The sequence below is a fragment of the Martinezella sp. CNPSo 3957 genome, from assembly GCF_057784395.1.
In genome coordinates, this window is the sequence record NZ_JBXSOU010000004.1 from 246,770 (window position 1) to 270,218 (window position 23,449).

The 23,449-nt window shown below is 58.9% G+C and carries 21 protein-coding genes; 11 read left to right on the forward strand and 10 right to left on the reverse strand.

Annotation, left to right across the window (positions count from 1 at the left end):
* The first annotated feature begins 83 nt into the window (after positions 1-83).
* The 5 genes from AC13QE_RS12575 to AC13QE_RS12595 all read left to right on the forward strand — a co-directional run bounded on the left by AC13QE_RS12575 (position 84) and on the right by AC13QE_RS12595 (position 4,404).
* Positions 84-1,172, forward strand: coding sequence for a fatty acid desaturase family protein (locus tag AC13QE_RS12575; protein WP_488483923.1), 1,089 nt, complete (start codon positions 84-86; stop codon positions 1,170-1,172).
* A gap of 25 nt (positions 1,173-1,197) precedes the next feature.
* A complete protein-coding gene (locus AC13QE_RS12580) occupies positions 1,198-1,509 on the forward strand; it encodes a MocE family 2Fe-2S type ferredoxin (RefSeq protein ID WP_488483924.1) in 312 nt (103 codons plus the stop codon).
* 10 nt (positions 1,510-1,519) lie between these two features.
* Positions 1,520-2,746, forward strand: coding sequence for an NAD(P)/FAD-dependent oxidoreductase (locus AC13QE_RS12585; RefSeq protein WP_488483925.1), 1,227 nt, complete (start codon positions 1,520-1,522; stop codon positions 2,744-2,746).
* Between the two features lie 71 nt (positions 2,747-2,817).
* Positions 2,818-3,378 carry an NADPH-dependent FMN reductase gene (locus AC13QE_RS12590; RefSeq protein WP_488483926.1) on the forward strand — a complete coding sequence of 187 codons (561 nt, stop codon included), beginning with the start codon at positions 2,818-2,820 and terminating at the stop codon, positions 3,376-3,378.
* A gap of 129 nt (positions 3,379-3,507) precedes the next feature.
* On the forward strand, positions 3,508-4,404 hold the full coding sequence (locus AC13QE_RS12595) for a DMT family transporter (RefSeq protein ID WP_132719326.1): 897 nt from the start codon (positions 3,508-3,510) through the stop codon (positions 4,402-4,404).
* 98 nt (positions 4,405-4,502) lie between these two features.
* Here AC13QE_RS12595 and AC13QE_RS12600 read toward each other — a convergent pair whose 3' ends face one another.
* The 7 genes from AC13QE_RS12600 to exoK form a co-directional block, all read right to left on the reverse strand.
* Entirely contained in the window at positions 4,503-6,845 is a 2,343-nt protein-coding gene (locus tag AC13QE_RS12600; protein ID WP_132719555.1) for a polysaccharide biosynthesis tyrosine autokinase, read from the reverse strand.
* Positions 6,846-6,928: 83 nt separating this feature from the next.
* Positions 6,929-7,834: a UTP--glucose-1-phosphate uridylyltransferase GalU gene (galU, locus tag AC13QE_RS12605; protein WP_015343418.1), complete on the reverse strand. Its 906-nt coding sequence runs from the start codon at positions 7,832-7,834 to the stop codon at positions 6,929-6,931.
* Positions 7,835-7,838: 4 nt separating this feature from the next.
* Positions 7,839-8,861, reverse strand: coding sequence for a glycosyltransferase family 2 protein (locus AC13QE_RS12610; RefSeq protein WP_488483927.1), 1,023 nt, complete (start codon positions 8,859-8,861; stop codon positions 7,839-7,841).
* Positions 8,858-9,796: a glycosyltransferase family 2 protein gene (locus tag AC13QE_RS12615; RefSeq protein WP_488483928.1), complete on the reverse strand. Its 939-nt coding sequence runs from the start codon at positions 9,794-9,796 to the stop codon at positions 8,858-8,860. The genes AC13QE_RS12610 and AC13QE_RS12615 overlap by 4 nt, the downstream gene beginning before the upstream one ends.
* Positions 9,793-10,767, reverse strand: a complete 975-nt coding sequence (locus tag AC13QE_RS12620) for a glycosyltransferase family 2 protein (RefSeq protein ID WP_488483929.1) — start codon at positions 10,765-10,767, stop codon at positions 9,793-9,795. The genes AC13QE_RS12615 and AC13QE_RS12620 overlap by 4 nt, the downstream gene beginning before the upstream one ends.
* Before the next feature lie 20 nt (positions 10,768-10,787).
* Positions 10,788-11,996 (reverse strand): glycosyl transferase family 1, encoded by a 1,209-nt coding sequence (locus AC13QE_RS12625; protein ID WP_488483930.1) that lies wholly within the window; start codon positions 11,994-11,996, stop codon positions 10,788-10,790.
* A 104-nt stretch (positions 11,997-12,100) separates the two neighbouring features.
* Positions 12,101-12,904, reverse strand: a complete 804-nt coding sequence (gene exoK, locus AC13QE_RS12630) for an endo-1,3-1,4-beta-glycanase ExoK (RefSeq protein WP_132719317.1) — start codon at positions 12,902-12,904, stop codon at positions 12,101-12,103.
* 874 nt (positions 12,905-13,778) lie between these two features.
* Between exoK and AC13QE_RS12635 the strand changes: the two genes are divergently transcribed.
* On the forward strand, positions 13,779-14,738 hold the full coding sequence (locus AC13QE_RS12635) for a glycosyltransferase family 2 protein (protein WP_112399590.1): 960 nt from the start codon (positions 13,779-13,781) through the stop codon (positions 14,736-14,738).
* A gap of 86 nt (positions 14,739-14,824) precedes the next feature.
* Positions 14,825-15,769: a polysaccharide pyruvyl transferase family protein gene (locus tag AC13QE_RS12640; RefSeq protein ID WP_132719315.1), complete on the forward strand. Its 945-nt coding sequence runs from the start codon at positions 14,825-14,827 to the stop codon at positions 15,767-15,769.
* Positions 15,770-15,781: 12 nt separating this feature from the next.
* On the opposite strand, the gene AC13QE_RS12645 is transcribed toward AC13QE_RS12640, so the two are convergent.
* Both AC13QE_RS12645 and AC13QE_RS12650 read right to left on the reverse strand, forming a co-directional pair.
* Positions 15,782-16,792: a glycosyltransferase family 2 protein gene (locus AC13QE_RS12645; protein ID WP_488483931.1), complete on the reverse strand. Its 1,011-nt coding sequence runs from the start codon at positions 16,790-16,792 to the stop codon at positions 15,782-15,784.
* A 92-nt stretch (positions 16,793-16,884) separates the two neighbouring features.
* Positions 16,885-17,175, reverse strand: coding sequence for an exopolysaccharide production repressor protein (locus AC13QE_RS12650; protein WP_132719311.1), 291 nt, complete (start codon positions 17,173-17,175; stop codon positions 16,885-16,887).
* A gap of 730 nt (positions 17,176-17,905) precedes the next feature.
* On the opposite strand from AC13QE_RS12650, the gene AC13QE_RS12655 reads away from it, so the two are divergent.
* From AC13QE_RS12655 to AC13QE_RS12670, 4 genes are all read left to right on the forward strand, one after another.
* Complete coding sequence (locus AC13QE_RS12655) at positions 17,906-18,586, forward strand: sugar transferase (RefSeq protein ID WP_112410367.1); 681 nt, start codon at positions 17,906-17,908, stop codon at positions 18,584-18,586.
* Positions 18,587-18,671: 85 nt separating this feature from the next.
* Positions 18,672-19,946 (forward strand): polysaccharide biosynthesis/export family protein, encoded by a 1,275-nt coding sequence (locus AC13QE_RS12660; RefSeq protein ID WP_132719310.1) that lies wholly within the window; start codon positions 18,672-18,674, stop codon positions 19,944-19,946.
* An 8-nt stretch (positions 19,947-19,954) separates the two neighbouring features.
* Complete coding sequence (locus AC13QE_RS12665) at positions 19,955-21,247, forward strand: O-antigen ligase family protein (RefSeq protein WP_488483932.1); 1,293 nt, start codon at positions 19,955-19,957, stop codon at positions 21,245-21,247.
* Entirely contained in the window at positions 21,244-22,245 is a 1,002-nt protein-coding gene (locus AC13QE_RS12670) for an acyltransferase family protein (protein WP_488483933.1), read from the forward strand. The genes AC13QE_RS12665 and AC13QE_RS12670 overlap by 4 nt, the downstream gene beginning before the upstream one ends.
* 212 nt (positions 22,246-22,457) lie before the next feature.
* Here AC13QE_RS12670 and AC13QE_RS12675 read toward each other — a convergent pair whose 3' ends face one another.
* A complete protein-coding gene (locus AC13QE_RS12675) occupies positions 22,458-23,429 on the reverse strand; it encodes an ABC transporter permease (RefSeq protein ID WP_112335828.1) in 972 nt (323 codons plus the stop codon).
* Positions 23,430-23,449: the final 20 nt, after the last annotated feature.

Consider the following 23,449-nt stretch of genomic DNA (forward strand, 5'->3'; position numbering starts at 1 on the left):
TTCATGCATTGAGGCAAGCGAAAAGTCGATCTATCGTTTTCGGCATCGAGGCGGTGCGCTGTTGCACATCGCGGGAGGCAGGAATGACGACGATAATCAAGCGTGACTATGATCTGCTCGGCGAAAGCGGCAGGCTGGCGGTGGAAACGGGACTTGCCGCCGCCGAATGGTATCATACAGATGTGCCGCGCAAGGACATGAAGGCGCTGATGCAGCGCTCGGACGCGCCTGCGATCCGCGACACCACCATCTGGCTCGGCAGCATGGTGATCTTCGCAGCACTTGGTGTCTACTTCTGGGGCTCCTGGATCTGTGTCCCCTTCTTCCTGGCCTATGGCGTGCTCTACGGCTCTGCCTCCGACAGCCGCTGGCACGAATGCGGCCATGGCACGGCGTTCAAGACACGCTGGATGAACGACGCGGTCTATCAGATCGCCTGCTTCATGATCATGCGCAATCCGGTCACCTGGCGCTGGAGCCATGCCCGCCACCACACCGATACCGTCATCGTCGGTCGCGATCCGGAGATCGCCGTCATGCGGCCGCCGGACCTCTTCCGCCTCGTCCTCAATTTTTTCGGCATCCTCGATGCCTGGTACGCGATCGTCGACATGCTGCGCAATGCGGCCGGCGGCGTCAGCGCTGCGGAAAAGAGCTTCATTCCAGAGATGGAACAGCCGAAGGCGATCCGCATCGCCCGCATCTGGCTGGCCATCTATATCGCCACCATTGCGAGCGCGATCGCCATCGGCTCGATCCTGCCGCTGATGTTGGTCGGCCTTCCCCGGCTCTATGGCGCCTGGCATCACGTCCTGACCGGCCTGCTGCAGCATGGCGGCCTTGCCGACAATGTCATCGACCACCGGCTGAACAGCCGTACCGTCATGATGAACCCGATCAGCCGCTTCATCTATTGGAACATGAACTACCATGTCGAACATCATATGTTCCCGATGGTGCCCTACCACGCCCTGCCGAAGCTGCATGCGATGATCAAGCATGATCTGCCGGCGCCAAACCCATCCATTTGGTCCGGTTACCGCGAGATGATCCCGGCATTCCTGCGGCAATTGCGCAACGAGGATTATTTCCTGAAGCGCGAGCTGCCGCCAACGGCGCGGCCTTACCGCGAGGAATTTCACGGCGAGTTACCGGCCGCCGCCGCTCAATAAATCGGACATAAAAAGGGAGGAAACGATGAGCAATTGGATCGAAGTCTGCGCCGCCGATGAGATCGACGAAGAGGATGTCATTCGCTTCGACCATGATGGGCGGACCTTCGCGGTCTATCGCAGCCCTGAGGGTGATTATTTCGCGACCGACGGCCTGTGCACCCATGAGAAGATCCATCTCGCCGATGGGCTGGTCATGGATAACATCATCGAATGTCCGAAGCATAATGGCCGCTTCGACTACCGCACTGGCGAAGCCAAGGGCGCGCCGGTCTGCGTCAACTTGCAGACCTATCCGGTTAAGGTCGAAAACGGCACCGTCTTCATCGGGCTCTGAGGAGGCAAGCGTGGCTCATTTCGTCATTATCGGAGCCGGAGAATGTGGCGCTCGCGCCGCCTTCGCACTTCGTGAAAAGGGATTTGCCGGCGACATCACGCTCATCGGCGCCGAGCCGCTGGCGCCATACGAACGTCCGCCATTGTCAAAGGGTGGGACGGATGAGGCGCCGGAGCCGAAATTCATCGCCCCATTGGAGCGTTATCGGGAGCAATCGATCGATCTGAAGCTCGATACGACGGTCACTGCGATCGATCCTGCAACGAAGACCGCCAGAATCTCGGATGGGCAGACGCTCGGTTATGACAAGCTTCTGCTTGCGACAGGAGCATCGGCGCGCAACCTTCCCGGCGCCGATGGCACATCGCACCGCATCCGCGTGCTGCGCACCCACGCCGATGCGGTGGCGTTGCATGCAGCGCTTCATCCCGGACGGCACATCGCCATCATCGGTGGCGGTTTCATCGGCCTTGAGCTGTCGGCAACGGCGCGTATCCGCGGTGCAGACGTCACCGTTATCGAGGGTCTGCCGCGCGTCTTGAAGCGCGGCGTGCCCGAAGAGATCGCTGAAGCGATTACCAGACGGCATCGCCTGGAAGGCGTGGATATTCGTTGCGGCCAGACCATCGAAGCCTTGCAGGAAGAAGCCGGCAGGGCGCTCGTTCGTCTGGCGGGCGGCGAAGTCATCTCCGCCGATCTGCTGCTCGTCGGGATCGGCGCACTGCCGAATGTCAGATTGGCAACCGAAGCCGGCCTTGCCATCGACAATGGCATTGCCGTCAACGAGCGGCTGGAGACCTCCCATGCGGATATCTTTGCGGCAGGCGATTGCTGCTCGTTTCCGCTGTCACTTTATGGCGGGAGACGCGTTCGCCTCGAATCCTGGCGCAATGCGCAGGAGCAGGCCAATCTGGCCGCCGCCAACATGCTGGGCGAAAGTGCGGAAATATCCGCCGTCCCATGGTTCTGGTCCGATCAATATGATTTTACGCTGCAGATCGCAGGGCTGGCGGATGAAGCGGTCACTCATGTGCGGCGCGACCTCGATGACGGGGCATTCATTCTCTTTCATCTCGGCGCAGACGGAAGGCTGCTTGCCGCCAGCGGCATCGGGCGCGGCAATGCCATCGCGCGCGACATCCGCCTTGCCGAAATGCTGATCGCCGCCCGCGCACATCCCGATCACGCCGCTCTGGCGGCAAACTCCGTCAAGCTGAAGTCGTTGCTTGCCGCATAATATCGCCGTCGGGCCTTGACCCAGGAGGCCAAAGCATAAATGTCTTCCCCTCACGGCAAATGGAGGAAGCAATGAAAATACTCGGCATATCAGGCAGCCTGCGCAGAGGCTCCTTCAACACGGCTCTGCTCCATGCCGCCGTCGAACTCGCACCAAGCGGTGTCGAACTGATCGCGCGCACCATCCATGGCGTGCCGCTCTATGACGCCGATCTCGAGGCCGCGGACGGCATTCCGGACAAGGTGCGGGAGCTCAAGGATCTGGCCATCTCGGCCGACGGGCTGATCCTGTTCACACCGGAATACAACAATTCGCTTCCTGGCGTCTTCAAGAACGCCATCGACTGGATGAGTCGCCCCTCTACTGACATCGCGCAGGTCTTCGGCGGGAAACCGATCGCGGTTCTAGGCGCGTCGCCGGGCAATTTCGGCACCATTCTCAGCCAGAATGCCTGGCTGGCGGTCTTGCGTACGCTCGGTGCCGAAGCATGGTTTGGCGGCCGGTTGATGGTGTCGCGCGCCGGCAGCGTCTTCGATGCAGACGGGGCGATCGTCGATGAGAAGGTGAAGCACAATCTCTCGGCTTTCCTCGAAGGCTTCACCGCTTTCGTCGTAGATCGTGGCAAAGGTTGATCAACGGCTTTCCGGTTGAGCCGAAGGCAAACCGGAAGTCTATGATTGTGCCCAGGAATAGCCTAAGGTGAATCGAGGCGCCGAACCCGGCGTCTCCGGGGCCTTGCACATTCTCTTCCTTCGATAATCATGAAATCCAATAGTACCGGTTACGTCTTCACCCTGTTGGCAATCAGCATATTCGCCATACAGGACGGCATTTCCAAGCACCTTGTCAGCGCCTACCCGCCGCTTCTGGTGGCGATGATCCGCTATTGGGCCTTCATGCTCTTCGCCATCGCGATGGCCTCGCGCGCGCCAGGCGGATTGCGCCGCAACGCCCGGACCAAGCAGCCTATCCTGCAGATTGCCCGCGGCCTGCTGCTTGCCGCCCAGATCGTCGTCGCGATCTCGTCCTTCGTCATTGTCGGTCTTGCCCATACGCAGGCGATCTTTTCATCCGGACCGCTGATGGTGGCCCTGCTGTCCATACCGATCCTTGGCGAGAAGGTCGGCTGGCGACGATGGCTGGCAATTTGCTTTGGCTTCGTCGGCGTGCTGCTGATCCTGAAGCCGGAGAGCGGTGCCTTCGATGCGCGTTTCCTGGTGCCGCTTTTCGGTGCGCTGCTATTTTCGCTCTATGTCGTGCTGACGCGTTATGTCAGCCGCGAGGATGGCGCCATGACCAGTTTTTTCTATACAGGTGTGGTGGGTGCCGTCGCCATGACCTGCATCGGACCGTTCTTCTGGACACCGCTTGCGCCACATGATTGGGTCTTCATGGGCATTCTCTGCCTGACAGGCGTTTCGAGCCATTATTTCCTCATCCGCGCCTACGATATGCTCGACGCGGTGGTGATTCAGCCCCTGACCTATCTGCAGCTCGTCTTCTCTGCCATCATCGGCGTTACCATCTTCGGCGAAAGATTGAGCGCGCCCATGATTGTGGGCGCGCTCATCGTCGTTGCGGCGGGCATATTCACGATCTGGCGAGAACATGCTCTGGCGAGAACCCGGCTCAAGGCCGGCAAGACACAGACGGGTTAGAGCGGTTCAGCTTTTCGCGGAGCCTCCGAACCGTTCTATCTCTTTGTTGTCACGCAATTCCGGACGGAAAACCGCTGCGCACTTTTCCTGGAGCTGCTCTAAGCGTCCACCTCGGCACGCGGCTGCGCCTCGGTGTAGTAGCTTACATATTTCTGCCGGTAACGCTCCGTTCCGCCGAAATCGCTGTAGCGCGGCAGTTCCGACATGTCGGTCTTGTTGAGGATGACGCCCAGAATGCGCGAGTTGATCTGCGGCTCCTGTTCCAGGACATGGCGCACCAGATTGGTCGGGGTTGCACCCCATTCGGTCACCAACAGGAAGGCATCGACTTGCGGCGCAAAAGCCTTCGCGTCGATGACGGGACCGAGCGGAGCAAGGTCGACGATGATATAGTCGAACATCTTGCGCGCATTCTCCATCAGATGCTGCATGCCCTGAGAGGATAGAAGCTCGCTGGTGTGCAGCAGTTGATCGCGCACCACGACCGGCAGGATCGCAAGTTTGGTGCGCGGGTCAACCTTCACGGCATTCGTCCAGGGCACTTCGCCAAGCACGGCTTCGATCAGGCCGGCATGCGGCTGTGACTTCAGCGTCCGGCTGAGGCCCGGATTGCGCAAGTCGGCGTCGATCAACAGCGTACGTTTGCCGCTGCTGGCAAGCAGCGCCGCGAAATTGGCGGCGGTCGTCGACTTGCCCTCACCGGGGAGTGCCGAGATGACGCCGATGACGCGGTCGGCGCGGCCCTGCAGCATTACGTCGCTTGCAAGTTTCGCGTTTCTCAGGGTCTCGGCAAAGATCGAGCGCGGCGCTTCAACGGATATGCGCATCATGCGCTCGAAAGCAACGCCGTTTTCTCCATCTTCCGCCGTCGCCGGCTCCGCTCCTGCACTGGCCCTGCGTGACTTCTTCTTGTTCTTGCCCTGCTGGCCGAGCAGCGGCAGATAGCCGAGGAACTTCAATCCGAGCGCTGCCCGCACATCGGCTTCGACGCGGAAGAAGCGATCGCGAAACTCCTGGAATGCGGCGACACCGCAGCCGACCATCAGGCCGAGAATGATCGAGAGCGCCATGACGAGCGTCTTCTTCGGACTGGACGGCGCAGTCGGCACACCGGCGAGTGATATGACGCGGGCCTTGGCGATGGGGAACGAGCGCTGTTGCGTCGCCTGCTCGAACCGGCCAAGATAGGATTCATAGAGCGTCTTCAGCGCGGATGCCTTCTGGTTCAGCTCATTCAGGTGAACCAGCGACTTGTTGGCTTCGGAATTCTTGCCGACGACCTTGTCGATGCTTTCGCGCAGCGATTCCGCCCGCGACTGCGCGACATCAAGTTCGTTCTTGTAGCTGGCGGTGAGCTGCTGAAGGACCTGATAAATCTGCCGGGTGATGTCCTGCCGCTCGGCCTTGAGCGCCACGGCCTGCGGATGATTGGCACCGAAGTTCTGCGTGACGTCCTGCTCGCGCTTTTCGACAGCGAGGTAGCGCGTCTTCAGATCCTGCAGCACCGAATTATCCGTCGTGTTTGACGAGATGGTCGCATTCTTGACGGCGTTGTCGGGGCCTTGGTCGATGATCGATTTATATTGATTGTAGCGAGCGGCGGCGCTGGCCGTATCGGCTTGCGCGATGATCAACTGCTTGTTCAGGTCGGAAATCTGCTGTTCCGACATCAGTTCGCCGCCGGTCGAGGTCAGACCATTGTCGGCCTTGTATTTCTCGACTTCGAGCGAAGCCTCCTGCGCGCGCTGGCGCAGATCGTTCAAGCGCTCCTGCAACCAGACGGAGGCACGTTCCGTCGCGTCGAAATTGGCGTTCAGCTGGTCGGTCAGATAAGCGTCGGCATAGGCACGCGTGATCTTGGCAGCGAGAAGCTTGTCCGTCGAGCTGAAGGAGACGGCAACGACCGAGCTTCGTGTGACGCGCTCGACCTTCAGATTGTCCTGCAGAACAGCAGCAACCTTCTGACGCTGGGCCTCGCGCTGCTGCTCAGCTGTCATCGGCGGCCGGCCGGGCGTGAAGACGCTGACGATCAGGCCGACGCCGGATTTGAGCAACGCTGCCGGAGACGCGGGCGGGTTGAGCAATGTGTTATTGTCCGCAAGGCCGGCAGTATCGACCACTCGCAGCGCCATCTCATTTGATTTGAGGATTTCGACCGCACTGGCAATCTCCATATCCGCCTGCTGGCTGCTTGCCGCCGGCGGCTGATCCTCGGCATATTTTGTCATGCTTTCGTCGAGCAATATCTGCGTCATCGAGGTATAGCTCGCAGTGGCCGTCAACAAATAGACGACGGCCAGGATGACAAAGGCGGCCATGGCGAAAATGATGGTGCGGATGCGCCGGACCACGACGGCCATCAGCCGATCGAGATCGATAAAGCTATCCTGCGACTCCGCTTGCGGGAGAGCGCTGTGGAAAGTGAAGTTCTTCTGATGCATGGCGACCACCTTGTCGGAGAAGCCCGAATGAACAATTGCCATGGCCTGCGGCCTTCCCGGCCGCAGGCCACAATGTGACAGGCTTAAGCGGCAGTCATCTGCGCTTCGTGCGAGACGACCAGGTTGCGGATCGAGTCATAGACCAAACCGCCGATATCGGCGCGAGCGAGCGCGAAGGCAACGTTCGCTTCGATGAAGCCGTGCTTCGACCCGCAATCGAACGTACGCCCATTATAGACCTGGGCATGGAAGTATTGCGTCTCGGACAGGCGCAGCATGCCGTCGGTCAGCTGGATCTCGTTACCGGCACCGCGCTCCTGGCGGGCCAGAATATCGAAGATTTCGGGCTGCAGAATATAACGGCCATTGAGGTAAAAGTTTGAAGGCGCCTCGGACGGATGAGGCTTCTCGACCATTTTGGTCACAGCAAAGCCATGGCGCACGGACTCGCCCTTGCCGATAATGCCGTATTTCGACGTCTCTTCCGGGGCGCATTCCTCGACGGCGACGATGTTGCCGCCGGTCTCGTTATAGAGATCCATCAGGCCGGCCATGCAGCCACGCATACCGTAGCAGAGCATATCAGGCAGAAGCAGCGCAAAGGGCTCGTCGCCGATTAGGTCGCGAGCACACCAGACGGCGTGGCCGAGGCCAAGCGGCGCCTGCTGCCGGGTGAAGCTTACCGAGCCCGGACGCGGCAGAAGACGTTCCAACTCGCTGACCTGCTGGCTCTTGCCGGCCCGCTGCAGCGAGGAGATCAGCTCCGGCGTATCATCGAAATGATCTTCGATCGCCGACTTGTTGCGGCTGGTGACGAAGACGATGTGCTCAATACCGGCCTCGATGGCTTCATCAACGGCGTATTGAACGACGGGACGATCGACGATCGTCAGCATTTCCTTCGGCATCGCCTTGGTGGCGGGCAGGAAGCGCGTTCCGTTGCCGGCAACCGGGATCACTGCTTTTCTCACACGACGTTTGGGGTCCATGGCTCTATCCTTTGTTAGAGTGAGGGCCTGCGCCCATATTGGGCAGAGGGGAGGAAAGTTGAGAGGGCGTCGGCTGGCGGCTGCTCCGCAGCGACGCGGCCAACCGACGAAAACGGGCAAAGACCGGCATGCTGAGATGACGTACGGCCCGCGGGTTGAGGCATGCGATCTTGAGCATCTCCTGCAGTTCGCGCTGCTTGATGCTGTCGACCAATTTAAGAAAAGCGATGACTTCCTTCAGATTGCGCGTGCGCCGCCGTTGGGCGGCAAGGGCAGCGGCGCCGAAGTGATGTTCGGCGAAGAACTTGGCGTCGGCGGCAAGCATGGCCTCGACATGGTCCTGCCGGAGAACACGCGAGATCGACCCATCGCGGATGTAATAGAGATAACCCACGCTCGGCTCGACAACGCAGACGCCGCCGCGAGCGAGAGCCGAAGCGAGGAAAATATAATCCTCGCCGATCCGCAGGGTCTCCTCGAAGCGCAGGCGATGTTTCTCGATGAAGGCACGCTCGAAGATCGGCTTCATATAGCCGAAATTGTGCTCCGACTGGAAAATCATGTTCGAGGCGATGAACTTAGCCAACGTTAGTATCGGCATGCGCGCGAGCATCGGCTCGGGAAACATCGGCAGTATCGTGCCGACGTCTTCGCGGATCACGTCGAGATTGTCGACCGCGATCTGTGCCTCGGCTTTTTCCGCTCTGGCGATCAGGCGGGCCATCCGATCCGGACGTAGGGCATCATCGGAATCGAGCACGGCCACCCAGCGGCCCCGGGCCGCGTCGAGCCCGGCATTGCGGGCAGCGCCCGGACCGCCATTGCGGGCCATAGCAACTAGACGCACACGCGGATCGGGATGGTTGCCGGCAATCTCACGCGTATTGTCCGTCGAGCAATCGTCGACCACGATCACTTCCATACTGACGGCGCCTTGCGCCAGCGCGCTGTCGATGGCGCGCTCGAGCGTTTCCTCGGCGTTATAGGCAGCAATGACGAAGCTGACATCGGGGATGAAATCCGTCATTGCGGTGCCTTCTCCAGATTTCCGTATTGTTCGATTTCGCGGACTCCGAAGAGGCCGCTGACCACGCCGGCATGCATGATGCCGCGCAGACCGTAGCGATGCCGCTTGATGGGTGATGGAAAGAGCAGCGCTGCGGCAACGAAGCAATAAGCGGATTTCGAGGCCGCCAGTGCGATCGCGCGCCAGCGCCCGACGCCGCCTGCGGTCTCCAGCAGCATGCGGCCATGGGTCTGGCCCATGCGATACCGGCGCTTCGAGAGCCAGGAGACCGTCGCCCTCCCTTCCGGGACGGGTTCGTAGACCAGCGCATCCATCGCATAGGCGATCCTGCCGCCGGCGTTATGCATATGAGCGAAGAATTCGGTGTCCTCGCCGCCGCTGCGTCCGAGCGCGATATTGAAGCGCCGGCCTGCAAGCGAAGGCGCGATGCGGCGCAGCAATACATTGCAGGTGTAGCCGGTCAGGATTTCCCCGGCGACCCAGACAGGCAAAGTCGAATGAAAATCGCCGCGCCGCATCCATCCCGGAGCGACGTTTCCGTAGACGGCCTGAACGGGGCCAAGAACGGCGTCGGCGCCGGTCGTGTCGGCCATGATGAGCAATTCGCTCAGCCAGTCTTCCGAGGCGGTCTCGTCGTCATCGATGAAGGCGAGAAAATCGCCGCTTGCATGATCCAGGCAGGCGTTGCGGGCTATCGAGATGTTCGATGCGGGGCAATGGACATAGACGATCTCGAACGGAACGGTCGAACGCATGGCATCGACGCGGCCCCGGGCACTCGGCGTCACATCGTTGTCGGCAACGATGATCCGGACGACGGCGCCTGCGGGGATGCTCAGGACGGCAAGCGACAGCAGCGTCTGATCGAGTTCGGGCCGCCTATAGGTGCAAACCGCAATGTCGATCTTTATCGGGCGCCGATGAGCCTGTGTCATGACGCCACCCTGCGATTGCGGAAGCTCAGGACTTCCATCCAGAATCCCATCGACCAGGCGAAATGCATGACCATCGCGGAAATGGCCGCCAGCGGCCCATAGGGGTTCTTATGTCCGAGAGCGATCCAGAAGCCATAGGCGATGCAGGCGACGGCCCAGAGGCCGACCGGAATAACCGCAATCCAGTTGAGGACGGCAAGGAAAGCGCCGATGAAGATCGGCACGACCGCAAGCGGCAGCATCTGGCGCAGGCTCGGCATGCTGCGATGCTTGAGTATATTGCGCGCGCGGCCACGACCGTACCCCAGATATTGCCTGAAGAGCGTCGGAATGCTGGCGCGCGGATAGTAGGTCATGGCGGTCTTGTCGGTTAGCCAGATCCGATACCCCGCCTTGTTCAGCCGATAATCCAGCTCCGCATCCTCGTTATGGCTGAAGCTTTCGTCATAACCGCCGACGGCGCGGAAGGCGGCAACGCGCATCAGCGCATGATGCCCGTGCTCCGCCCAATCACCCTTGGCACCTTCGCGATGTTTGGAGCCGCCATTGCCGAGCTTGGAGTTCTGGGCGACGGCTGTTGCCTTCTGGAAGGCACTGAACCCCATGGTGCGCATGGCGACGACGACGGAGTCGGCACCCGTCGCACCAGCCTCCTGAACCAGTGTCTGGCAATAATCATCCGGATAGTCGCCATGGGCGTCGATGCGGATGAAATACTCGTGATCGTCACCGAAAGTCTCGATGGCGAGATTGATCGCCGCGCTCTGCAGCCGCTTTGGATTGTCAAGCAGAAGAACGCGCGGATCTCTCTCGGCTATATGGCGCACGATCTCACGCGTGCGATCGGTGCTGCCGCCATCAGCCACCACCATCTTCGCATCGAGTTCGTCGAGAGCCCGCCCGAGCTTGTCGATCAGCGGCTCGATATGCCTTTCCTCGTTGAGGCAAGGAATAACGATTACGCAACGCATATCCCCTGAACTTCCGGTCATCATTGCAATCCACCTCTATTGCGATGCAGTTGTGGGAGGGCCTGTATCTCGGCCATCTGCTCATTGGCGCGCGTCAGCGATGCCAGCCGCTGCACCAGCAGCTGACAGTCGGCGCGATCCATCATCCATTGCTTGTGATCCTGGGATGCCACGGCCTCGAAAGCGGCGAGATAGCGCTTTACGTCCATCTCACCCAAAAGCGCCGTCAGATGTTCGGCGTCGGCCCGGTCAAGCGTGAGCCCGATCTTTCGGCTGGCAAGAAATCTTGCCGTCTCCGTATCCCTGATCGCGATCGGCACGGCGCCGTAAAGACCGCCTTCATAGAGGCGGTTCGGCAGCAGCCAGCTGGAGTTCAATCCCTCTTCGAAAAAGTCGATCGCCCAGGAAAACTGGACCTCGCCGTAAATCGCCGCGAGATCCTCAGGGTTCTTGTAGGCGCCGGCAAAATGCATGAAGGGTGCATCGCGGACGGTGCGGTCGAAGTCGTCGAATTCGGAATAGGCGGGACGGCCGCGAAGAACGATCTCGAAACGGCCTTCCATCCGGCGCGAGAATTGGTCGAGCAGTGCCAAGGATTTGCGGCAGCGAAGGGCGCCGAACCAGCCGATCTTCCAAGGCTTGCCCGCAGCCGGCGGCCTTGCGGCCGATGCGATGACGCGCGCCGCGGGCTCAAGCGCCAGCACCTTGTTTTCAAGCAGCATGACCGGCACTTGCAGCCCGGAGCGCGGACGGAAATAGCGTTCAATGAAAGCGGGCGAACTGGTCACCAGCAACGATGCCTGCGAGCCGAAATGACGCTCGGCACTGCGAAGCGCGCTGCCCACCACATCATCGCGCAACAGCAGCCTATGAATATCGAGGCATTCGTAGACAATAGGCACATCGCCGCCGAAGACGGATTTGGCGCGGTTGGCGAGCACCAGCATTTCGAGATTGCGGCCGATGATAATGTCCGGTCTTGCGATGGAGCGCAGCGCGCTGCGCAGTTTCGCCGCCGATCTGGCCACTGCCGCGATCCGCTGTGCAAACTGGGCATCCCGCGTCTTGCCGAGTTCGATCGGCTCGACGCCGCTAATGGCAGCCAGCGCATTGTCATCGCGCCGGAAACCCGCAAGCGTTACGAGCGCCCCGCCGGCCTGCAGCATCAGCACCCGCCTGCGCACAGCCGGATCGGCAAGATCATGTACGAAGTACAGTATATGCAGCATCAAAATTTCCGCTTTTGCGCCCGGCCGAAACCAGGCACTTGGTGTGGTTGGTGTTGCATGGCGGCGTTACCACTGGCCGCGCGTGATGGCGCGGCCAGCCGTGTTCAATCGAGCTTGCAGGTGATCGATTCCGGAAAGAGGCACTTCTCTCCCGGAGCGGTGAAGGCGACGCGCTTGATCTCCATGGTCGCCGGCTCGCCGCTATAGGCGAACTTGCCCATCCAGCCACTGAGCGTATCGGTGCCCCAGAGGCTGAAGAAGATCTTCTGCGGGTTCGTCGGTATTTTCGAAGGATCGGTAACCTCCTGGACGAGCTTGCCGTTCACATAGTAGCGCAGGCGATCCTTTTCCCAGACAAAGGCATAATCGTTGAAACCCTTGTCGGCACCGCCTGGAACCGGCGCCAGCTTTTCGTTGCCGCCCTTGGCGGAAATATACTGATTGACCTGAACCTGACCGGAATTCTTGCCGAGCACCTCGAAATCGATCTCGTCGTGCGGCTTCTTGTCGGTCGGGCCGATATAGGTGAAGAAGGCAGAGTTCAGACCAGGCCCGGTAGCGGTGCGGTAGCGCGCTTCATAGGTGCCGTAGCCATAGCGTTTCGTCGTCTGGATTTCGCCGCAGGCATAGTTGCGCTGACCGGTCTTGGACTGGACGAACTGCAGTTGCAGCGCTCCATCCTTGATGCCCACCTGCTTGCGCGACCAAGTGCAATTCTGATGTGGCCCGTTGTTCCAGCCATCGGAAATATACCAACGACTGGTGTCCAGATGTTCGAAATTGTCGACGAAGGAACCGCCCGTGGGCTGATCATCCTGCGCGGATGCGGCCTGCGGCATCAGGAAGGTGCTCATGAGAGCGATTGAAACAAGACCAAGTCTGTACATGCAGCTTTTCGATATCGTCATGGTATCACCCTTGCTTACGCAGGACACACCTACAGGGAACAAAGTGTCGCGCAGCAATCCCCGCAAACAATCGAAAAAACCGTAGGCCCGGTTGAACGGCCAGGTATGGGGCTCGAATGATATGGGGACAGAAACTGTGCCCGGGAGCAATATGCTACGCATGAGGTTTATCCGCGAAGACACGTTGGCAGTCACATTCACGATGTCTGTCACCTCTTCTTCGGGCTGCATCCCCCCTCGCAGCCATTTCCAACACAGCAGAACTCGCAGTGATAACCTAGGGCACTCTTCGGAAAGGAAATACGGCAGCGCAGCAAAAATGAGCAAAAAACGATATGTCGCCTCGCACAGAAAACATGGTTTTGTCCTGCGTAAAGGGGTGAAAAATCGATTTAGATGCAAGAAAACGCAGTTACGAAAGGCACTTAGCTGCTTACCCGAGGCCTCGCTTTGCGTTCCGATCGAACGTTCCCCACCCTTCCATATTTTCCGTTGAAGGTGAAGATTTTTTGCAGCGCAGCATGAGTTGGCATGCAAAGCGTGACCAAAATGCGACAAAGCTTCAATCAGAATGAGAAAACCGATTCATATCGCTCTGCCAATGGCTGTATTAGTGTACGATCCTGGCGCGCCATGTGTTATAATAGCTCATCGGCGGATAGCCTTGACCGCTGGCGTGCTGGGATGAAAGTTTCAGAAAATCTCGCCTCTCATCATTGCTCGACATCGATTGGACGCTACCTGTTGGCGTCACAACGACTTCCGCTGTGGCTCATTTGCCGGAAAATTGCGGCGAATGTCGTTGGAAAAGCCAATAATCATGCCCTAAGACATGAACCGCAAGCCCTTGAACTAAAACCGTAAAGGCGGGAAAATGGCGTCTATCACGATTGTTATTCCGTTCTATCAGAAGCAAGCCGGCGTTCTGCAGCGCGCTTTGAAATCGATCTCCCGGCAGACATTTCAGGATTTCGATATCATCGTCGTCGACGATCAATCGCCGCTTTCGGCGGAAAGCGAGCTGCAATCGCTGAGCAGCGAGGAAAGAAAACGTATCCGTGTCATCCGTCAGGCCAATGCCGGTCCTGGCGGGGCGCGCAATACCGGCCTTAACAGCGTGCCGGCCGAGAGCCGGTTTGTAGCCTTTTTGGATTCCGATGACGAATGGGCGCCCGAACATCTTAGCAATGCCTTCGGAACGCTGACCCATTACAACGCCGACTGCTACTGGGACTCCATCGATGGGGGGAAGGAGTTCTATTACCATTTCAGCATCGCCGAGCTTGGGAAATCGACGGATACGGTGCGCTTGTCGGATAGGCCGGCCGTCGTCGAAATCCCCAATATCGCCAGTGTCATGCTGCAGGATTGGAGTTTCCTGCACATGTCCTGCATGGTGATCGGGCGGCCGCTTTTCGAAAAGATCCGCTTCGAGCCTTCCTTGCGACTGGCGGCAGAGGACGTTCTGTTTTTCTGCGACTGCGTTCTCGCCGCCAAGCGGGTCCTGCTTTGCGAGAATGCCGGAGCGCTGCGCGGCGAAGGCGTGAACATCTTTCACAGCATCGACAACGATTCCCCGCAATTCCTGCGCCAGCAATTCAACACATGGACGGCGCTCAACACGCTGGAGCAGAGATTTTCGCGCCGGCCGCAGGATGTCGAATCCATCCGTCTCTATAAGAATCGCGCCCGCCAGCAGGCGCTTTGGAGCCAGGCGCGGCAGGTGCGGCGGCGGCGCCTACCGCAATTTGGATTGCTGGCAAAATGGGCCTTGCGCGATCCTGGAATTTTACAAAGCGCCATGCAGCTTGCCGTGGGCAAACTAGCGCCCTAGATTTTGCGGTGCAGCATGGGCTGCACATGCCGCATCGAAGAGCCACGGCATGACCCGCTATAGTCTGGATCAGCAAGGAGTCCTGCATGAAGCCGTTCCACTGGGAATCCACCCATGGCAATTTCGGTGACGATCTCAATCTCTGGCTCTGGGATTTCCTACTTCCCGGCCTTCGCGATGTTCGAGAGGAAACATTGCTGGTCGGCGTTGGAACCGTCCTCAACACGGAGATCCTGCCTGACAAGGGGCACAAGCTCGTTATCGGCAGTGGTTTCGGCTACGGTTCTCTTCCGGACATGCGCGATACCTCGCAATGGGATGTCCGCAGCGTGCGTGGGCCGCTGACGGCGCAAAAGGCCGGCTTGCCAACCGAAATGGGCATCGTCGATCCTGCCGTGCTGGTGACGGAGATGCCGGAATTCCAGGCCATTTCGAAAAACGGCAAGCGCACCTTCATTCCGCATTGGGAATCGGCTGCCGCAGGCCTCTGGCCTGAGATCTGCAAGACCGTCGGTCTTTCCTATCTCGATCCGCGCGGCGAGGCGAAGGCCGTTATCCGCGAAATTGCCGCCTCCGAGTTGATCGTGGCGGAATCGATGCATGGCGCCATCCTTGCCGATGCCTTCCGTGTTCCGTGGATTGCGGTCAGCTCCTCGCGTTCCATCAACAGTTTCAAATGGAACGACTGGGCTCTCTCACTCGGCGTCACCTATCAGCCGAAGCATATCCCCGTCTCCACCCGCGCCGAGGCGATCGCCAAAGGGGCCAAATTCTGGGGTGTCGGCTTCGAGCGCAACAAGCAGGCGGCAGCCGAGCTCGAAAAGCAACGCTATGGGGAAAACGTCATGCTTGCAGATCCCGAGCAGACCACGCTGCGCGTCATGGCAAAGCAGGCGCTGGCCGTACCTTCGGCTCTGGCTCTATGGCAGGCGAGCAAGGCAAAGCCGCAGCTGAGCAAGGATAGCGCGCTGGCAGCCTGCAAGGAGCGTCTCCTGAACGCAATCGAAGGCGTGCGCCGCGATTATCTCTAAGCCGCGATACCGCTATTCCGGAGCGGCCTGCAGCAGATAGCGCAGGCCGTTTGCACCGGGATGGGCAATGGTGGTGGTGCTCCGCCTGCGGAAACGCTCCGTCTTATCCGCCAGAATGCCACCGGCAATAGCCGGGACGGCGAAGGGGTGCGATAGCGCATAGGCGGCCGCTGACAACAGCCCGGACTGTGCTTTGATATCGAGGAAATGCCGCAACTCGTAACGATCGCGAATATGCTGTTCGTGACGACGGATCACGGCTGCGTCCGCTGAAGAAAGCCCACCCTTGGCAAGAATGGTCCGGTCAGCCTCATAAAGACGGCGCAAATCCTCGGTCCTGTGCCGGCCGCTCAGGGAATCGCTGCGCACGACCGCGCCATAACCGCAGCTATGGATGATCTTATAACGGGCCTGCTTGGCCAGCGCGCGGACATAGAGATCGTAATCTTCCCCGAGACGCAGCGCCTCATTGTAGCGCAGGCCATTCGCATCCAGAAAGGAACGTCGCATCAAGGGCTTCAGGAAGCCGATCTCGCCGCGACGCACGCCGCGCTTGGAAATATTGCCCTCGACGAAAGCAGCAAGATCGAGAAAACGCGGTTTCGCGTCGAAATGATCGAGCCTCGCATGCGCATCAGGCACGGTATCGGCGCTGACGAAAGCGATGTTGTCGGCAACGAAATCCCAGTCGTCAGCGGCAAGCAGCGCTGCGAAGCGACCTGGGAAGAAAAAATCATCGGCATCGAGGATACCGATCAACGGCGCCTTGGATATCTCGATTGCGTGATTGCGTGCTGCGGCAGGGCCGCGGTTCTTTTCGAATTCCCGGATAATCAGTCGACCGCTGCCGTCATCGGCTTTGGCGGCGGCGATAGCCGTTCCATCCGTCGAGCCGTCATCGATGACGACGACTTCGGCGACCTCGACCTCCCGAAGAGCTGAGGCAACGGCAAGCCCAATGGTTTCGCTGGCATTCTTCGCGGCAATGATTACGCAGACGCATTTTTCTGCAGGGTCGGTCACATCGGCCTCCAAGGGTTCAGACGGAGACTTAGGACATGGCTACGATCCGGCAACCGCCGAGCTTCAAAAGATCTGATCGTTTTCCCCGAAGTTCAGGGGTTGAAGGGCTCGGACCGCTTTAAACTGGATGCGGAAAGACCGGCGACCTTGCTGTCTTCCTGAAGCGAGGCCGGGCCTTTATCTTCGTTCAACAGGGCCTCATGTGCTTTGCGCTCTTTCCAGACCAGGTAGAGTACGCCCAAGAAATAGCCGACCTGCAGAAGGACGGCACAGAGGGCCGTTTCGATCAGCGTGGTCGAAAGCGAGTTCGTCAGGAAATATGTTGCGATGGCAAATACGATCAGCGTGCCTAGCATGCTGATGAAAACGCGGGGCGCGTACATAATCTTACCCCGCCCGTTCGATGAGCAAATGATAAACGATCAAGGTCTTTCCTCCCTTATCAGACCTAAGTCTTAAATATATTTTATGATTCATTGAGATTCAACCAAGTTACCAAGATCCGTTGCGATTTGAGACGATCCTAGCGCCGAGCCTGTTAAAACTACGCATCGATTATAATTACAATTGAATTTGTTCATCTTTCTCATTGCAATTAGATGGCGGCATATCGAAATAATACAATCTGGAAGAAGCACCCGGGCCATCCGGCCGATAGGGTATTCTCGTCCATTCAATCAACTTTTATTACAAAGTCCTGAGGAATCTGCTTTCAGTATGTGCGCTGCAAAATATTGCTGCACTGCAATATATCCTCAGAAGAAAACTGGATAACCTGAAGCTGAAAGGAAACCGAGCAGAGGCTAGCGAAGCTAATGATAATGAACAGCTTAGCGTTTCATGCCTATAATATCCTTAGAGAGGGTCGGCTAAGAGACGACAGAGCTGTCAAGAGCGACATTATACACAAGATGATACAGTACAATTCATCGACTATTGCTCGCTGAACTAAACCAAGTCACCGTTGGTGCGGTAAATTTATACCACCATGCCATATCGCTACAAAAATTTGGCTTAAAAAGTCTCAATCCCAACCTACACTCCGGCCATCGCGGCTCTAGTTACGCGTCCGAGAATTTCCGACCAATCGTCAACATGAATGGAGTTTTCTCTATGAAATCTGCGACGAGATCGGCCACATCGGCTTTTTTCAGCGCTGCGGAAAGCGACGTCTTTCCGCCCACTGGCGGAGTATTGAAACGCATTTTCGACGTTTCTACCGCTCTGACCGCCTTGGTTCTCATCAGCCCGCTCTTTCTGCTGCTGATGCTGCTGGTAAAACTTTCAGACCCCGGCCCCGTTTTCTACGGCCATCGCCGTATTGGCCATAATGGCAAGACCTTCCGTTGCCTGAAGTTCCGCACCATGGTCGTCAATGGCGACAAGGTGCTGCATGCTTACCTTCAGGCCAATCCGAAAGCGTTGGAGGAGTGGCGTGCAACGCGCAAGCTGCAGAACGATCCTCGCGTCACCACCGTTGGGTCTGTCCTGCGCAAGCTCAGCCTTGACGAGCTGCCGCAGTTGATCAACATCATCCGCGGCGAGATGAGCGTCGTCGGGCCACGCCCGGTGGTGGAAGACGAGCTCGAGCGCTACGAGACCGCGGCGATCTATTATCTGCAGTCCCGTCCGGGCTTGACCGGTCTTTGGCAGGTGAGCGGCCGAAACGACGTTTCCTACGAAAGCCGCGTCGCCTTCGACACGCATTATGTGAAGAACTGGTCGCTCAGCAGCGACATGGTGATCATTGCCAAAACCATTCCTGCAGTCTGCCTTTCACGCGGCAGCTATTGATGATGACTGGCAGATACCGCGGGATGCGTCCTGCGGTTTTCCCGCGTCCTGCGGGATTGCCTACCGGTAACAGGGAAGATCCTGCATGATTGAATTCCGGCCTTCGACGAGGCTTCTACGTGTCAATTCATCGCTGCGCTGCGCAGCTATTATTGCTCTCGGCCTTGGCGCAGCTGCTGCTCCGGCGCTAGCCGAAAACCTTGCCGGATATCACCTAGGCGTCATGGACAAGCTGCATGTGCGCGTTGCCGAGTGGCAGACGGCCGAAGGCACCATTCGCGACTGGTCGATGGTTTCGGGCGACTACACCGTCGGCCCTTCGGGCTCGATCTCGGTTCCCTTCATCGGGGATATGCCGGCCGTCGGCAAGACGACGGATCAGATCGCCGAAGCTATCGGTCTCGGTCTGCAGAAGCAATTCGGCCTGCGTGATCGTCCTTCGGCCTCGGTCGAAATGTCACAGTTCCGGCCGATCTACCTTTCCGGAGAGGTCCAGAATCCAGGCGAATATCCGTTCGCGCCCAACCTGACCGTGCTCAAGGCTATAAGCCTCGGCGGCGGCATGCGCCGAGCCGATGCCGGACAGCGTTTTGCGCGCGATTTCATCAATGCCAAGGGTGACGCGGTCGTCTATATGGCGGAGCGTAGCCGCCTGTTGATGCGCAAGGCGCGCCTGATGGCCGAATTGGCCGGCAAGGACGATATCGACGTCCCCACCGAGCTCAAGCAGCTGCCGCACATGGCGGATCTGCTGGCGAGCGAGAAGGCGCTGATGGATACGCGTGCCAAGCGCATGACGACGCAGCTGCAGTCCCTGGAAGATCTGAAGACGCTTCTGCAAAACGAAGTCGAGGCGCTTTCGAAGAAGAACGACACGCAGAGCCGTCAGCTTGATCTGGCCAAGGCCGACCGCGACAAGGTCGAAAGTCTGGCCGAGCGCGGGCTGGAGCTTGCCTCCCGCCGAATCTCCGCCGAACAGCGCGCCTCCGATCTGGAAGCCACACTCCTCGATACGGAAACCGCCGCGCTGAAAGCTAAGCAGGATATCAACAAGGCCAATCAGGACGAGATTACCTTGCGCAACGACTGGCAGAGTTCGCTGGCCCGGGACATGCAGGATACCGACACGCAGCTGGAAACGCTACAGCTCAAGCTGTCGACCAGCCAGTCCCTCATGCAGGAAGCCGTCGCTCAATCGGCCGATGCCGGCAATCTCGACCCAAGCGGCCCCGGGGTGAGCATCTCCTACACCATCATTCGTGACGACAACGGGCAATCGAAGGAAATCCAGGCCCAGGAAAACACGCAGGTATTGCCCGGCGATCTGATCAAGATCAGCACCGGGCTTGCCATTCGATAGGAAAATCGATGCGGATAGCCAAATCGATCTTTGTCCGTCCGGGCAGCAACGCCACCTATGGCACGGTGGCGATTACCCTGTCCTTCTTCGTTTTTGCCTACTCCTCCCGCTTCGGTCAGCCCTCGATCCTGCTCTACTACGCGCTATGGTTTCCGCTTGTCATGATGGACTACCGGAACGTACTTGGCAGCTATCACAGGCAGCTCTGGCTTTTTGCCTTTGGCTTCTTCACCTTTCTATCGATCTTCTGGTCGGTCGTCCCCCCGACGACGGCACGGGCATCCATCCAGTATATGACGCATATCTTCTGCGCCCTGGTCGCCATGCGCACGCTCGATATCCGCACGCTGACACGCGGCGCGATCGCCGGCACCAGCATCGTGCTGCTCTATTCCATGTTGTTCGGCTACTATGCCTATGATCCCATAGACGGAACCTACAGTTTCGTCGGCGCTTTCGATTCCAAGAACCAGCTCGGCTTCTATGCTTCGCTCGGCATCTATTTCGCCTTTGCCGCGGTCTTCGTTCTGGGCGAGCGGCGGATCTGGATGATCGGTGCTGGAATTGCCGGGCTGTTATCGGCCTATTGCCTGCATGCTTCGGCATCGGCAACATCGGTTCTGACGACGATGTTGGTCGTGCTCTTGTGCATGAGCCTGCGTATTATCCTATATTTGTCGCCCAAACAGCGGAAAAGGCTGTTTGTGACGGTAGCCGTGGCCGGGGTCGTCCTTGCGGTCGCGGGCGTCTACCTCGGTGCAGTCGATCTCATCCTCGGCGTCTTCGGCAAGGATTCCACGCTCACCGGGCGCACATACCTCTGGCAACAGGGCATCGCGACGGCGCAGCAAAATCTCCTCTTCGGCGTCGGCTACCAGGCGTACTGGGTCCAGGGCTTTTCCGAGCCCGAACGGCTGTGGGAGGAATTTTACATTGCCTCGCGCGCGGGCTTCCATTTCCACAACACCTATATCGAGACGATGGTCGAGACCGGGCTCATTGGTGTGTGCCTGCTCGCCTCCATCCTGCTGACGGCTGTGATCGGCCATATCAGCCGCTTTCTGAGCGATGTCAGAAACGACGAATCCTATCTGCTTCTGGGGGTTGCGACGCTTTTGCTGATCCGGTCTTTCGTGGAGATCGATATTCTGAATCCGTACCATGTCGGTTCCTTCCTGTTCTATTTCACGGCAGGAAAGCTTTCCATGCGAACACGCATGCCTGCGGAGGCGCCCCCGCATATGGGCGAGCAGATGCCATTCGCGCCGCCGGTCAATTGGGAGCCGCGAACGGGACAATGAAGACGCTTTACGGCATCCAATATCTGCGTGCTCTTGCTGCTCTTGCGGTCGTGCTGTTTCATGCAGCCGAGCGCAGCGGTGGCCATTTCCGCATCGGCGCCGCCGGCGTCGACGTCTTCTTCGTCATCAGCGGCTTCATTATGTGGACCATGAGCGAGCGCCGTCCCGTGACGCCGCTGCGTTTCGTGCTCGACCGGCTGCAGCGCATCGCGCCATCCTACTGGATCGTGACCATCATCATGATTGCCGGCGCCGTGGTGGGACTGTTTCCGAACATGAAGCTGACGGCGAGCCATATAGTCGGTTCGCTGCTGTTCATTCCCGTCAGGTCGCCCAGCAGCGGCGAGATATGGCCTGTGCTGGTGCAGGGATGGACGCTGAATTTCGAGATGTTCTTCTACGTCATCTTTGCGGCCTGCCTGCTCCTGCCGCAGCGCCTGCGGCTCGGTAGCTTGATCGGCATCTTTGCCGCTTTCGTCGCGATCGGCGCTCTCATCCATCCGCAATCGCCGATGCTTGCCACCTATGTGAGACCGATTATTCTGGAATTCGTGGCAGGCGCAGTGCTTGCCCGGTTCTGGTTGAAAGGACATGTTCCAGGCATTGGCGTTGGCCTTGCGCTAGTGATCGTATCGATCGCCGGTTTTGCCGCCATCGAGCTGCTTGGCCTCGACTTCAACGAGATGACGTGCGGTCCGCTTGCCGTCGCCCTGGTCCTCGGTACGGTCTCCATTGAGCGCAGCGGCAAGCTGCCATCCGTCCCCCCTCTCACCTATCTCGGCAACGCGTCCTATTCGATCTATCTCTGGCATACGCTCGCGATCTCGGTGATCGTCAAGCTGCTGTCGTCGCTGCAGATACCGTCAGACGCCGTTACCTTTGTCAGCGTCATCTCCGGCACGCTCCTCGGCGTTGTCGCCTATGAAGCCGTCGAAAAGCCGTTGCGCAATCTGCTGAAGGGCCTGAGCTGGCGGTGGTCCCGGCCCTCGCCGGCCTGAGACCTGACGGGGCTGCGCTTCTCGCTCTCATACCTGTTGCTGGAGAGCATCATCCATCGCCCCTGCGTGCCCCTTGCATTCGGGACTGTACGGGCTCTGGTCGACGCCACGTTTTGGGTGATCGTCCAACCCGATCGTGAGACCCTTGTTTCGCACGGCAATCGGGCGGGGTAGTCCGCCCGATTTGCTTGCATCGCGTATCAATTACACTGCTAAGCGCGGCGGCGGCGCAGCTGATCGAAATAAACGATGACGATGATCAGGACGCCGGTGATGATGCGCTGCCAGAACGAGTTGAGGTTCAGCAGGTTGGCGCCGTTGTTGATGGTCGCCAGGATGAAGGCGCCGATTAGCGGGCCATAGACCGTCCCGACGGCGCCGAACAGGCTGGTGCCACCGATCACCGAAGAGGCGATCGCCTGCAGCTCCCAGCCATCGGCCTGGGTGGCATTGCCGATGGCGATGCGCGAGGCAAGCAGAATGCCGACGAAGGCGGCACAGGTTCCCGACAGGATATAGGCGAGATAGATCATCCAGTTGACGTTGACGCCGGAAAGCCGAGCTGCTTCGCGGTTTGAGCCGACGGCGAAGAGATAGCGGCCCCAGCGGCTCAGATGCAGGAAGATGACAGCCGGAATCGCCACCAGGATCACCATCCAGAACAGGCTCGGGATGCCCAGGAAATCGGACACTGCGAAATTGCTGAAATCGTCATTGACGATGTTGATCGTCGAGCCGTTGGTAATCAGCAGCCCTATGCCGCGAAGCGACGTCAATGTCGCCAGCGTGATGATGAAGGGCGGCAGGCCCATGCGCACGATGCCGAACCCATGAAATGCGCCGATCAGAACCCCGAACAACAAGGTGATGAGGATGGCGGACCACACCGGGAAGCCCGCCTGCAACAGCCAGGCGATGATGACGGTACAGAAGCCGACGATCGCGCCGACCGAAAGATCGATGCCCGCCGTGATGATGACAAAGGTCTGCCCGAGCGCAAGAATGGCCGTCATCGAACCCTGACGCATCAGGTTGGTTATGTTGAGCGGCGTCCAGAACTTGTCGGTCCAGAATCCGAGAACAATCCAGAGCGCCAGAAGCAGCAGGATCAGCGTCAGGCTGAAGAGGATGTTCATCTTGCGCCGCGGCGCTACGGTCGGGCCTTCTGTCGTATTCGCGGCCATTTTTTTCTCCCTCTTTAGAC

Coding starts and splice junctions, on each gene's coding strand:
- AC13QE_RS12575 (WP_488483923.1), top strand. CDS start 84: ATGACGACGATAATCAAGCGTGACTATGATCTGCTCGGCGAAAGCGGC.
- AC13QE_RS12580 (WP_488483924.1), top strand. CDS start 1,198: ATGAGCAATTGGATCGAAGTCTGCGCCGCCGATGAGATCGACGAAGAG.
- AC13QE_RS12590 (WP_488483926.1), top strand. CDS start 2,818: ATGAAAATACTCGGCATATCAGGCAGCCTGCGCAGAGGCTCCTTCAAC.
- AC13QE_RS12595 (WP_132719326.1), top strand. CDS start 3,508: ATGAAATCCAATAGTACCGGTTACGTCTTCACCCTGTTGGCAATCAGC.
- AC13QE_RS12600 (WP_132719555.1), bottom strand. CDS start 6,845: ATGCATCAGAAGAACTTCACTTTCCACAGCGCTCTCCCGCAAGCGGAG.
- galU (WP_015343418.1), bottom strand. CDS start 7,834: ATGGACCCCAAACGTCGTGTGAGAAAAGCAGTGATCCCGGTTGCCGGC.
- AC13QE_RS12610 (WP_488483927.1), bottom strand. CDS start 8,861: ATGACGGATTTCATCCCCGATGTCAGCTTCGTCATTGCTGCCTATAAC.
- AC13QE_RS12615 (WP_488483928.1), bottom strand. CDS start 9,796: ATGACACAGGCTCATCGGCGCCCGATAAAGATCGACATTGCGGTTTGC.
- AC13QE_RS12620 (WP_488483929.1), bottom strand. CDS start 10,767: ATGCGTTGCGTAATCGTTATTCCTTGCCTCAACGAGGAAAGGCATATC.
- AC13QE_RS12625 (WP_488483930.1), bottom strand. CDS start 11,996: ATGCTGCATATACTGTACTTCGTACATGATCTTGCCGATCCGGCTGTG.
- exoK (WP_132719317.1), bottom strand. CDS start 12,904: ATGACGATATCGAAAAGCTGCATGTACAGACTTGGTCTTGTTTCAATC.
- AC13QE_RS12635 (WP_112399590.1), top strand. CDS start 13,779: ATGGCGTCTATCACGATTGTTATTCCGTTCTATCAGAAGCAAGCCGGC.
- AC13QE_RS12640 (WP_132719315.1), top strand. CDS start 14,825: ATGAAGCCGTTCCACTGGGAATCCACCCATGGCAATTTCGGTGACGAT.
- AC13QE_RS12650 (WP_132719311.1), bottom strand. CDS start 17,175: ATGTACGCGCCCCGCGTTTTCATCAGCATGCTAGGCACGCTGATCGTA.
- AC13QE_RS12655 (WP_112410367.1), top strand. CDS start 17,906: ATGAAATCTGCGACGAGATCGGCCACATCGGCTTTTTTCAGCGCTGCG.
- AC13QE_RS12660 (WP_132719310.1), top strand. CDS start 18,672: ATGATTGAATTCCGGCCTTCGACGAGGCTTCTACGTGTCAATTCATCG.
- AC13QE_RS12665 (WP_488483932.1), top strand. CDS start 19,955: ATGCGGATAGCCAAATCGATCTTTGTCCGTCCGGGCAGCAACGCCACC.
- AC13QE_RS12670 (WP_488483933.1), top strand. CDS start 21,244: ATGAAGACGCTTTACGGCATCCAATATCTGCGTGCTCTTGCTGCTCTT.
- AC13QE_RS12675 (WP_112335828.1), bottom strand. CDS start 23,429: ATGGCCGCGAATACGACAGAAGGCCCGACCGTAGCGCCGCGGCGCAAG.